General features: G+C 64.2%; 12 protein-coding genes, 4 tRNA genes and 1 pseudogene. 11 read left to right on the forward strand and 6 right to left on the reverse strand.

From position 1 onward, the window contains the following. Positions 1-427, reverse strand: a 427-nt coding sequence (locus tag WA317_RS07665; RefSeq protein ID WP_425172465.1) for a hypothetical protein, incomplete at its 3' end; no start/stop codon positions are given. Positions 428-788: 361 nt separating this feature from the next. Here WA317_RS07665 and WA317_RS07670 point away from each other — a divergent pair. The 3 genes from WA317_RS07670 (at position 789) to WA317_RS07680 (ending at position 2928) form a co-directional block, all read left to right on the forward strand. Beyond that, positions 789-1241, forward strand: a complete 453-nt coding sequence (locus WA317_RS07670; protein WP_425172466.1) for a DUF429 domain-containing protein — start codon at positions 789-791, stop codon at positions 1239-1241. A gap of 70 nt (positions 1242-1311) precedes the next feature. Next, positions 1312-2436 carry a 1,4-beta-xylanase gene (locus WA317_RS07675; protein ID WP_425172467.1) on the forward strand — a complete coding sequence of 375 codons (1125 nt, stop codon included), beginning with the start codon at positions 1312-1314 and terminating at the stop codon, positions 2434-2436. 144 nt (positions 2437-2580) lie between these two features. Next, positions 2581-2928, forward strand: a complete 348-nt coding sequence (locus tag WA317_RS07680; protein WP_425172468.1) for a hypothetical protein — start codon at positions 2581-2583, stop codon at positions 2926-2928. Between the two features lie 102 nt (positions 2929-3030). Here the strand turns inward: WA317_RS07680 and WA317_RS07685 are convergent. The 3 genes from WA317_RS07685 to WA317_RS07695 form a co-directional block, all read right to left on the reverse strand. Next, a tRNA-Phe gene (locus WA317_RS07685) sits at positions 3031-3107 on the reverse strand. Positions 3108-3137: 30 nt separating this feature from the next. Then, positions 3138-3211: transfer RNA gene (locus WA317_RS07690), tRNA-Asp, on the reverse strand. A gap of 39 nt (positions 3212-3250) precedes the next feature. Then, positions 3251-3323: transfer RNA gene (locus tag WA317_RS07695), tRNA-Glu, on the reverse strand. A 123-nt stretch (positions 3324-3446) separates the two neighbouring features. Here WA317_RS07695 and WA317_RS07700 point away from each other — a divergent pair. Continuing rightward, a tRNA-Lys gene (locus WA317_RS07700) sits at positions 3447-3522 on the forward strand. A 125-nt stretch (positions 3523-3647) separates the two neighbouring features. Continuing rightward, positions 3648-4766 (forward strand): F420-dependent hydroxymycolic acid dehydrogenase, encoded by a 1119-nt coding sequence (locus tag WA317_RS07705; RefSeq protein ID WP_425172469.1) that lies wholly within the window; start codon positions 3648-3650, stop codon positions 4764-4766. Positions 4767-4769: 3 nt separating this feature from the next. On the opposite strand, the gene WA317_RS07710 is transcribed toward WA317_RS07705, so the two are convergent. Continuing rightward, on the reverse strand, positions 4770-5675 hold the full coding sequence (locus WA317_RS07710; protein ID WP_425172470.1) for an SAM-dependent methyltransferase: 906 nt from the start codon (positions 5673-5675) through the stop codon (positions 4770-4772). Between the two features lie 74 nt (positions 5676-5749). Between WA317_RS07710 and WA317_RS07715 the strand changes: the two genes are divergently transcribed. Genes WA317_RS07715 through WA317_RS07725 form a run of 3 tightly spaced genes read left to right on the forward strand, consistent with a single transcriptional unit; the run spans position 5750 to position 6904 of the window. After that, positions 5750-6250 carry a nucleoside deaminase gene (locus tag WA317_RS07715; protein WP_425172471.1) on the forward strand — a complete coding sequence of 167 codons (501 nt, stop codon included), beginning with the start codon at positions 5750-5752 and terminating at the stop codon, positions 6248-6250. Positions 6251-6293: 43 nt separating this feature from the next. After that, positions 6294-6689 (forward strand): ArsR/SmtB family transcription factor, encoded by a 396-nt coding sequence (locus WA317_RS07720; RefSeq protein ID WP_425172472.1) that lies wholly within the window; start codon positions 6294-6296, stop codon positions 6687-6689. A gap of 14 nt (positions 6690-6703) precedes the next feature. Continuing rightward, the gene (locus tag WA317_RS07725) at positions 6704-6904 is read left to right on the forward strand and encodes a zinc transporter Slc39a7 (protein WP_425172473.1); all 201 of its coding nucleotides are present in this window, start codon (positions 6704-6706) and stop codon (positions 6902-6904) included. Between the two features lie 18 nt (positions 6905-6922). On the opposite strand, the gene WA317_RS07730 is transcribed toward WA317_RS07725, so the two are convergent. Beyond that, on the reverse strand, positions 6923-7939 hold the full coding sequence (locus WA317_RS07730) for an oxygenase MpaB family protein (protein ID WP_425172474.1): 1017 nt from the start codon (positions 7937-7939) through the stop codon (positions 6923-6925). Between the two features lie 67 nt (positions 7940-8006). Between WA317_RS07730 and WA317_RS07735 the strand changes: the two are divergent. The 3 genes and pseudogenes from WA317_RS07735 to dusB all read left to right on the forward strand — a co-directional run bounded on the left by WA317_RS07735 (position 8007) and on the right by dusB (position 10882). After that, positions 8007-8659, forward strand: a pseudogene (locus WA317_RS07735) (TetR/AcrR family transcriptional regulator). Positions 8660-8732: 73 nt separating this feature from the next. Next, positions 8733-9746 carry an acyl-ACP desaturase gene (locus WA317_RS07740; RefSeq protein WP_425172475.1) on the forward strand — a complete coding sequence of 338 codons (1014 nt, stop codon included), beginning with the start codon at positions 8733-8735 and terminating at the stop codon, positions 9744-9746. A gap of 2 nt (positions 9747-9748) precedes the next feature. Beyond that, positions 9749-10882 (forward strand): tRNA dihydrouridine synthase DusB, encoded by a 1134-nt coding sequence (gene dusB / locus WA317_RS07745; RefSeq protein ID WP_425172476.1) that lies wholly within the window; start codon positions 9749-9751, stop codon positions 10880-10882. Positions 10883-10949: the final 67 nt, after the last annotated feature.

The raw sequence follows: 10949 nt of genomic DNA on the forward strand, positions 1-10949 counted from the left end.
CGCCGGCAAGTGTTCCGTTGGCTTGGGGCGTGTAGCGCACATTGGATCGGGCCGGACTCCATTGGATCGTGGTGTCGGGCATCATGCAGTCCCACTGGAAATCGCTGACTTGCGTCCAGGACGACCCGTCCCATGTGAATTGCACCGGTTGGGGAACCGTCGGATTGCTCGGCGGAGGGCCGCTGACGATCGTGGCGACGCATTTTCCGCTCGTACAGCTTGATCGGAATCCGTAGGTCTCGGTGTGCTGGCCCTCCGGGTCACCCACCGCCATGCTGGTCCCCGACTTTGGACCAACCATGAACGTGATCGCGTACTCGCCGTTCCAGGACGGGGTATCGGCGAAGGCAGTTGGGGGAAGCGACAGGGCGATCGTGAGCGGCACGGCGCACAAACCGACGAGACTCCTCAGACGGTCTGGGGCCATAGGTTTCTCCTCTCCGCCCGAAACGGCTCTGGAAACGAGGGTGCGCCGCGGACAACCTTGCTACTAGCTAGGTCGGTTCGACAGCGGCAACACTGAGGCACGCCCGCAGAGCGCATACCTTACATGTCCTAGCCGGCGCCGGGTTGACGATGTGGCCGCGATGGTGGAGGTACGCCGGCTGGGCCGCAAGGACGAACGGCGCGCGTTTTCGGACTCACCTGATATCCGATGTCCACGGTCGGGAGCACCCTTGCAGGGTGTACCTGGCAGGATTCTCTGGGGACACTGTCTAACGTTTTGGCCCTGTTATTTAGGGGCCGACGCAAGACCGACGCGTTCTCGCAAGAGGAGATTACGAGCGGTGATTTACCTAGGCGTCGACGCGGCATGGGGCAAGCTCAATAAGACCGGAGTACTGGCGCTCGAACCGTCCGGCCGGGTTTTGGACGCGGGATGGACAGTCGGCCTAGAGCAAACAATCGCGTGGGTCTGTCACAAATCCGACGACGACTGTCTCGTGTTCATCGACGCGCCACTCATGGTCACGAACCAGGACAAGCAGCGACTCTGCGAGAAGCAGGTGGGCCAGCGCTACTGGAGGGCGATGGTCTCGGCCAACTCGACTAACATCAATAGCCGCCACTTGGGCGGCGTGGCACTGCGCAAAGCCCTTCAACAAGCGGGTTTCGACTATGACGACGGATTAACAATCACGATCGTGGACGGCGCCCCTTCGTGCCCGCACTACCGGGGTCGCAAACTAAGGTTCATGGTTGAGTGTGCCGAGCCACAGGTCGTTGAGTCGTGGGCTTAGCGTGCCCGGCAGGTCGATGATGTGGCCGAGTTTCCGCGCCTCCGATTCACGTTGGAATTATCGTCACTGCGTGAGGCGTCGAACGGTGCTAACGCTGCCAGTGCTGCTGGCGGCAGGCCCTACGCTGACCCAGGTAACCCGCGCCGCCGCAGAGCAAAGCCGATGGTCGCCTGATCGGGCCAACCGCTGGTATCAGGCGCAAGGTTGGCCGGTGGGCGCCAACTACATCACCTCCAACGCCATCAACCCACTCGAGATGTTTCAGGCCGACACTTTCGACCCCCGGCGCATCGATACCGAGCTCGGCTGGGGCCAGTTACACGGGCTAAACACTGTGCGGGTCTTCCTCCACGATCAGCTCTGGGCCCAAGACCGTCGAGGCTTCCAAAGCCGTCTCGCGCAGTTCGTCGGCATTGCGGCTCGCCACCGCATCAAACCAATCTTCGTCTTCTTCGACTCGTGTTGGGATCCGTTCCCCAAACCGGGACGGCAGCGTGCCCCGAAGCCCGGGGTCCACAACTCCGGTTGGGTGCAAAGCCCAGGCGCTGAACACCTCGATGACCTCGACTACCGTCGCACTCTGCTCGAATATGTCATGGGCGTGCTGAACCAATTCCGCACGGATGATCGCGTTTTGGGTTGGGACATCTGGAATGAGCCCGACAATCCCGCCCGGGTGTATCGCAAGGTGGAGAGGAAAGACAAGCTGGACCGCGTCGCCGACCTGCTCTCGCTGGCGTTCGGGTGGGCACGCTCGGTTGATCCGAGTCAACCGTTAACGAGTGGCGTGTGGGACGGGGAGTGGGGAGATCCCCAGCGGCGCACCGAAATCGCGAACATCCAATTGGATAACTCCGACGTGGTCACCTTCCACTGCTATGACGAACCGGCAGGCTTCGAGGCTCGGATCGCCGAACTGTCCTCGTTGGGGAGGCCGATCCTCTGCACCGAGTACCTGGCTCGGACGCTGGGCAGTACCGTTGACGGGGTCCTGCCAGTTGCTAAGCGGCACAAGGTTGGTGCGATCAATTGGGGTTTGGTCGCGGGTAAGACCCAAACCTACTTTCCATGGGACTCCTGGGATCACCCGTACACGACAGCTCCGAAGCTCTGGTTTCAAGACCTGGTCCATCCCGATGGACAGCCCTACCGGGACACCGAAATTCAAACGATTAGCAAGCTGAGCAAGCTCTGATGTCACCGCGATGACCGCTTGATACTGCTGTTCAGCCCGGCTTGACTCCCTCGTCTAGCGAGTGTCGAGGATCAGCCGAAACCGCTGCAGTTGTCTGGTCGCCTCCTGGAGGAACCGCCAAAAAGCCGTGCCGGACGTCGCAGCGTGCCGATCCCGGAACGTCTGGTGTCGATCCTGAAACGCCGGACCCAGGGGCGCACGGCCGGCGAGCCGGCGATCATGTCGCCGAAGAGTTCGCGGCTCGGCCTCGAAAACTGGAGGCGCGCGGTTGGCTGGCGGACCAGAATCGCCGAACTCGGGCGCCCGACCATGCGGGTGCACGACCTTCGATACACTTACGCGTCGCTGGCGCGGTCAGCCGGTGCCGACATGAAACTGCTGCAGCTGACGATGGGCCACGCCTCGATCGTGGTTACCCCACACACCTACGCGGATCTCTACGACTCGGACCTGGATCGTGTGGCCAATGCGCTGGACGGGCTTGGAGACTGACCTAAAACACTACTGCGGATAAACGGCGGATAATCCGGGGGCGGCGGTGGATCGAATGGTGCGTTCGATCAGCAGAAAAGCCTCTGAACTGCGCAAACTCTGTGGTGGCCAGGGCCGGGATCGAACCGGCGACCTTCCGCTTTTCAGGCGGACGCTCGTACCGACTGAGCTACCTGGCCGGAAGGCATTTGTCTGCCTCGCCGAAACGGCGACCCTGACGGGACTCGAACCCGCGACCTCCGCCGTGACAGGGCGGCGCGCTAACCAACTGCGCCACAGGGCCTCGCTGTAACTACGTGCTCCGCGTCGCCGCGCGTCGCGGTACCCCCTACGGGATTCGAACCCGCGCTACCGCCTTGAAAGGGCGGCGTCCTAGGCCGCTAGACGAAGGGGGCCAGAACCGAATCTCTCCGGGGTACTCGAAACGCAGTAGCGTTGGGAGCCACGTCAGCTTAGGGCACCACAGACCCAATCCTCAAACGCACACCGCTGAAGGCGCCAAGTATCCTGTGCGTCGCGCCCCTATAGCTCAGTTGGTAGAGCTACGGACTTTTAATCCGCAGGTCCTAGGTTCGAGTCCTAGTGGGGGCACCATCATGTATTACCTCGGCTGATGCTCGACATTCAGCTTCGGGTGATGCTTGACAGTGTTTCGGTTGATGCTGGACATTCCAGCTTCGGGTGATGCTGGCGTTCGGTTTCGTGGGTACTCCCAGCGCATGAAAGGTATGTCACGGCGGTCGTTCGGACGGCTCGCGGCCGGTTTGACCACGATCGGCACCACCGGCGCCCTGGGGGCGGTGACGGCCTGCGGCTCGAAGCCCGCTTCGGGGCCTGCGCCGGCCAAGCCAACCGCGCCGCCGCCCGCACCTTCAGGACCGGGCGTCGGGTATGTGCTGTCCCACGAGGAGTTCACCACTGCCCAGCTGGTTGACCAGGCGGTGGCCGCCGAGCAGGCCGGATTCCGTTACCTATGGACCAGTGACCACATCCAGCCGTGGCAGGACAACGAAGGCCATTCGATGTTCCCGTGGATCACGCTGGCCCTGGTGGGGCAACGAACCAGCCACATTCCCTTCGGCACCGGCGTGACCTGCCCCACCTACCGCTACCACCCCACGGTGGTCGCGCAGGCGTTCGCCTCGCTGGCGACCCTGTACCCGGGGCGGGTCTTCCTCGGCGTGGGCACCGGTGAGCGCCTCAACGAGCAGGCCGCCACCACCCAGTTCGGGTCATACCAGGAACGCCACGACCGCTTGGCCGAAGCCATCGACCTCATCCGCCAGTTGTGGAGCGGTCAGCGAATCTCGTTTGGCGGTCGCTACTTTCAAACCAATCAGCTCAAGCTTTACGACCCGCCGCCGTCACCGCCGCCGATCTTCGTCGCCGCGGGCGGCCCCAAGAGCGCGCACTTGGCCGGACAGTACGGCGACGGCTGGATCACTCAGGCGCACGACGTGACGAATCAGCAGCTGGTCGACGCGTTTCATCAAGGTGCCCAGCAGTCCAACCGGGATCCCGCCACGCTGGGCAAGCGCGCGGAGATGTTCGCCGTCGTCGGCGACACCAACGAGATCAATCGCGCCGCCGAGCAATGGCGTTTCACCGCCGGCGCCGTCGACCAACCCAATCCCGTCGACATTCAGCGCGCCGCGGAGGCTAACCCGCTGGACAAGGTGATCAGCGGGTGGGCCACCGGCACCGACCCAGCGGTCCACATCACCAAGGTGCAAGCGGTTCTCGACGCCGGCGCGACGCCGTTCGTGCATTTCCCGCAGCAGGACCCGGCCGCCGCGACAGCCTTCTACCGGACCCAGGTGTTACCGCATCTGCACTGAGCGCTATTGCCGTTCGGCCCGAAGGTAAGTCACGTCGGAGAACGCCGCCGCGACTTCGTCGTCGGGATACTCGAAGCCGTTGTCGGCGTGCATCTGCGCAACCGTCCGCGGCGACACCTGCCAGCCGCGCTGACGTAGGTAATCGATGATGTGGCTGCGCTCGTAGTGGTAGACCAGCTCGTTGAAGTCGACCACATCGAACCCGAGCTCACTCATCCGGTCGTGATGCGCACGCCACCGCTCGTCAGTGAAGATCGTTGTGTCGGGCACGAATTCGGAAGCCAATCGACTCCCGGCGATGCTCAGCGCGGTGATGTTGTCGAACAGACCGTCCTGCGCCTCGGGCGGCAGGTAGACCACCAGCCCCTCAGCGGTCCACGCCGAGGGGGCCTGCGGGTCGAAGCCGGCTGCCCGCAGCGCCGCCGGCCAATCGTCGCGCAGATCCACGGCAACGGTTCGCCGTTCCGCGGTCGGCTCGGCACCCAGCCCGCTGAGTGTGGAGGTCTTGAAGTCGATGACCTCCGGCAGGTCGACTTCGTAGACGACGGTTCCGGCGGGCCAGGCCAACCGATAGGCGCGCGCGTCCAGGCCGGACGCCAAGATGACGGCCTGCCGGATGCCGGACTGCGTGGCGTCGAGGAAGAACTGGTCGTAGAACCTGGTGCGCACAGCCATGCCGCGCGCCATGCGGTCCGGGTCGAAGTCGGAATCCTCACCGACCGTGATCGTGCCGTCCACCAGTCGGGTATAGATGTCGATGCCGACCGCCCGCACCAGTGGCGCGGCGAACGGGTCATCGATCAGCGGTTCCGGGCCGGCGGCGGCCAGCGCCCGCTGAGCGGCGACCATCGTCGCGGTCGCTCCGACACTTGTCGCCAGATCCCAGCTGTCGCTTTCGGTGCGCGCCATCGGAGCTCCCATCTCGAAGTTGCAAATTAATATAGACCGGCTAGTTAATAGCGCTGACCCCGGATGGAGGACAAGTGACGGACTTCGCACAGCGGACCATCGATCTGGCCCGCCGAAATGTTGCCGACGGGGGCCGGCCGTTCGCGACGGTGATCGTCAAAGACGGCGAGACCCTCGCCGAAAGCGCCAACAAGGTTGCCCAAAGCCACGATCCGACGGCGCATGCCGAGATCCTCGCCATCCGCGAGGCGTGCGCGAAACTGGGCACCGAGCACCTGACCGGCGCCACCATCTACGTGCTGGCCCATCCGTGCCCGATGTGCCTGGGCGCGCTGTACTACTGCTCACCCGACCAGGTCATCTTCCTGACTTCACGCGACGCCTACGAGCCCTACTACGTCGACGACCGCAAGTACTTCGAACTGTCCACGTTCTACGCCGAGTTCGCGAAGGACTGGGACGAGCGGCGCCTGCCGATGCACCACGACCCTCGCGATGCCGCGATCGAGGTTTACCGGTTCTGGCGAGAACGGAACGGCGGCGAGCGGCGGGTTGCCGGCGCTCCGACCGGTTGATTCCTCTTGACACCTACGGGCAGCACTCAGCTACTATCTGCGTATGCATGCAGGTAAAGAGGAAAGGCTACCGGATGACCAAGTCGGGCTGATCGTCGAAATCTTTCGCATGTTGGCCGACGTCACCCGCGTGCAGGTGTTGTGGTCGCTCGCTGGCCGCGAGATGTCCGTCAACGAACTTGCCGAGCACGTCGGGAAACCGGCGCCGTCGGTCTCACAGCATCTGGCGAAGCTGCGCATGGCCCGCCTGGTGCGCACCCGCCGGGAGGGGACAACGGTTTTCTACCGGCTGGAAAACGATCACGTACGTCAACTGGTCATCGACGCCGTATTCAACGCCGAGCACGCCGGTCCCGGCGTGCCCCGACACCACCGCGACGATGACCGGTTGCGGGTGGTCGCCGGGAATTCGTCGGCCAATCGTACGCAAACACCGTGAAGGAGACGAACACTATGACAGAGCACAGCCACGAGGCACCGCATTCGCACGAACACCGCCATGGCGAGGCGGCTCACTCGCACGAGCACACCACCCATCAGCACGAGCACATCGAGCATGACCACTCCCACACCCACGACGACGGGACCGAGCACACCCACGAACACGTGCACCAGTCCGGGCTCGAGGAGGCGCACAACCACGCCCACGCCTGACTCGGGCGACGGCGCCGGTCAGACCTGTGGACAGTAGTGCTTGGGGTTGTCCCGATCGTCGAGCGGCGGCAGGTTACGCGCCGGAGTGTGCACCAGCGGGGTATCGGCCGGAGTCCGCCCGGTGGCACGGTCCCACCCCGCCCGTGCCCGCGGGTGCATGCGGGCACGGCGCGGCAGACAACTGAAGACAAGCTGAACCAAGTCGCCGAAGCGGCGGTGCAGCCACTCGTCGCGCCGCGACCAGGTGTAGCCCATCAGGTCACGCACCGGCGGGTCGTAGAGACCAACGGTCACCCAGACGAAGAACGGCGCCAACAGTTGGCGTTGCGGAGCCCACAGCCAGTTCGGAAGCCACTGCGCGAACGGCGGTTTGGGCAGCTCGGTCAGGTTGAGCACCTCGCGCGCCGCCCAGTTGTTCTCCAGCACTTCGCGGCACATGTGCTCCCAGTAGCTGCCGAACTCCTCCCACGTCTTGGGAACCGGCCGCATGCTCATGCCGTACATCCGGTACCACTCGACGTGCTCGTCGAACAGTTGGCGTTTCTGCGCTTCGGTCAAGCCACCGCAGAATCGTTCGGCCACATGCAAGGTGCCGACGAAGAAGGTCGAATGCGCCCAGTAGAAGACGTCAGGGTTCATCGCGTGGTAGCGGCGGCCGAGATCGTCGGTGCCCTTGATGTCGACGTGATAGTCGCGCACATCGGCCCCGGTCACCGGGGAACGGTCGCCGTCGAACACCACCCCGCCAATCGGGTACAACGATCGCAGCAGTCGCTGCCAGCGTTCGCGGAAGAAAGTGGAGTGCTGCTCGACGGCCGCGCCGAGTTGCGGATGCATGTTCTGCATGGATCCCGCCCACGGGCCCTGCAACATGCCACGCCAGTCACCGAAGTACCGCCACGTGAGCGAATCGGGACCCAGCGGCCGCGGCGGCGCGTCGTATCCAAGCGGCGACACCGGACAGCCGGCGGCGAGTTCCTCGACGGGGTCGGCACCGCTGGTCAGCGGACAAGATTGCGACGTATCTTGAGTCACTGGCGATGATCCTGTCGCTTCCGAATTTCTGACTACATACGTTGTCATGCATCAGCCTAGGAGGGATGTGCCGTCCGGTCAACGACGGGGCCGCTGGTCTGGCGTCCCCCGGGAGAATCGCGTGGCTCTGCGCCGCGACACCCTGGTGGCCGCCGGGGTGCAGCTGCTCGGCGACGAGAGCGGGCCGGCGGTGACCGTCCGCGCGGTCTGCCGTGCAGCTGGATTGACCGAACGCTATTTCTACGAAAGCTTCGCCGATCGCGACGAGTTCGTTCGTGCGGTGTATGACGACGTCTGTGCGCGCGCCATGTCGACACTGACATCGGCAACGACGCCACGCGAAGCAGTTGAGCAAATTGTGGCGCTGATGGTCGATGACCCGGTGCGCGGCCGAGTGCTGCTGCTGGCACCGGAGGTAGAACCGGTGCTGGCCCGGTCCGGCGCCGAATGGATGCCCAGCTTCATCGAACTGCTGCAGCGAAAGCTCACCCGGATCACCGACCCCGTGGTCCAAACCATGGTTGCCACCAGCCTGATCGGCGGCCTCACCGCCCTTTTCACCGCTTACCTCGATGGGCGCCTGGTGGTCACTCGCGAACAGTTCACCGATTTCTGCGTGGATATGCTGCTCAGCCGGCCTGCGACCTACGAACTTGCCGAGAATGCGGGGAATCAGAAGAGATAGTTTCCCGGGACGCGATTTGCGCCGTGTCACATTGAGAGGAACTTGAATGTCACCGGCATACACAGATATATTGAGTGCAACCGTCGGACACAGATACTGGGAGGCGCTGTGCCGGATCCGTCAGATTTGGGCCTTTTGCACGAACTCGAGCCGGTAGTCGAGCGAAACCTCAACCGGCATCTGAGCATGCACAAGAGCTGGAACCCGCACGACTACATCCCGTGGTCGGACGGCAAGAACTTCTATGCGCTGGGCGGACAGGACTGGGAGCCCGGCCAATCCAAACTCACCGACGTCGCACAGGTGGCGATGGTCCAGAATTTGATGACCGAGGACAATCTGCCGTCCTACCACCGCGAAATCGCAATGAGTTTCGGCATGGACGGCGCCTGGGGACAGTGGATCAACCGCTGGACCGCCGAGGAGAACCGCCACGGCATCGCGCTGCGCGACTACCTGGTCGTGACCCGCGCGGTCGACCCGGTCGAGTTGGAGAAGTTGCGCCTCGAGGTGGTCAACCGCGGCTTCAGTCCGGGCCAGAACCAGCAGGGGGAACTGCTCGCCGAGAATCTGTTCGACTCGGTCATCTACGTCACGTTCCAGGAACTGGCCACCCGCATCTCGCACCGCAACACCGGAAAGGCGTGCAACGACACGATCGCCGATCAGTTGCTGGCCAAGATCTCACACGACGAGAACCTGCACATGATCTTCTACCGCGACATCAGCGAAGCCGGTCTGGAGATCGCCCCGAACAGGGCGATGAAGGCTCTGCACCGGGTGCTGCGCAACTTCAAGATGCCCGGTTTCACCGTTCCGGAATTTCGTCGCAAGGCAGTGAAGATCGCCGTCGGCGGCGTGTACGACCCGCGCATCCACCTCGAAGAGGTCGTGATGCCGGTGTTGAAGAAGTGGCGCATCTTCGAGCGTGAGGACTTCACCGGCAAGGCGGCCGAATTGCGCGACGACCTTGCCCTGCTGATCAAGGAGCTCGAGGTGGCGTGCGACAAGTTCGAGGTGTCCAAGCAGCGCCAACTCGACCGCGAAGCCCGCACGGGCAAGACGATCACCGCCCTCGACCTGCATCGGACCGAAGGCAAGCTGGTGATGAGCCGGCGCTAGCGTTGCGTATCGGTCCGATCACGCTCGCCAGCCCGGTCGTGCTGGCACCGATGGCGGGCGTTACCAACGTGGCTTTCCGCACGTTGTGCCGTGAGCTCGAGCAGGCACGCGTCGGGACGGTCAGCGGACTCTACGTCTGCGAAATGGTGACCGGGCGGGCACTGGTCGAACGGCATCCAGCGACCTTGCACATGACGACGTTCGCCGACGACGAGACGCCACGCTCGCTGCAGCTCTACACCGTGGATCCCGCCACCACCTATGCGGCGGTGAAGATGATCGCCGACGAGGGGCTGGCTGATCACGTCGACATGAATTTCGGCTGCCCGGTGCCCAAAGTCACCCGCCGGGGCGGCGGGGCGGCGCTGCCGTTCAAGCGGCGACTGTTCGGTCAAATCGTGGCGGCGGCCGTTCACGGCACCGCCGGTACCGACATTCCGGTCACCGTCAAATTCCGCATCGGTATCGACGACGCCCACCACACCCACTTGGACGCCGGCCGCATCGCCGAGCTCGAAGGCGCCGCCGCGGTGGCGTTGCACGCCCGGACCGCGGCACAGCGCTACTCCGGCACTGCGGACTGGGATGAGATCGCCCGGCTCAAGCAACATGTGCGCACGATTCCGGTGCTCGGCAACGGTGACATCTTCGACGCCAGTGACGCGCTGACGATGATGGCCGCCACCGGGTGCGACGGTGTCGTGATCGGCCGGGGGTGCCTGGGCCGACCCTGGCTGTTCGCCGAACTGTCGGCCGCCTTCACCGGTCACCGCACACCGGCACCGCCCACCATGGGCGAAGTCGCCGACATCATCCGGCGGCACGCCAGCCTGCTCGCCGCGCATTTCGGCGAGGACAAAGGCATGCGTGACCTGCGTAAACACATTGGCTGGTACCTGCACGGCTTCCCCGCCGGATCGGAGTTGCGCCGGGCGTTGGCTCTGGTCAAAAGCATCGATGAACTCGACCGGCTGCTCGGCCAGCTGGACACCGACGTTGCCTTCCCGCAGGCTGCCACCGGCCCGCGGGGCCGACAGGGTTCCCCCGCTCGGGTGGCGTTGCCGGACGGCTGGCTCGCCGACAGCGAGGACTGCACCGTGCCGGCCGGTGCTGACGTCATGCACTCCGGTGGTTGAATCCGCCCCCTCGACATCGCGTTTCTGCGCCCGTCTCAGTACGATGTGGATCTTGTTGCATCGCACT

Source organism: Mycobacterium sp., from assembly GCF_049802695.1.
GTDB lineage: Bacteria > Actinomycetota > Actinomycetes > Mycobacteriales > Mycobacteriaceae > Mycobacterium.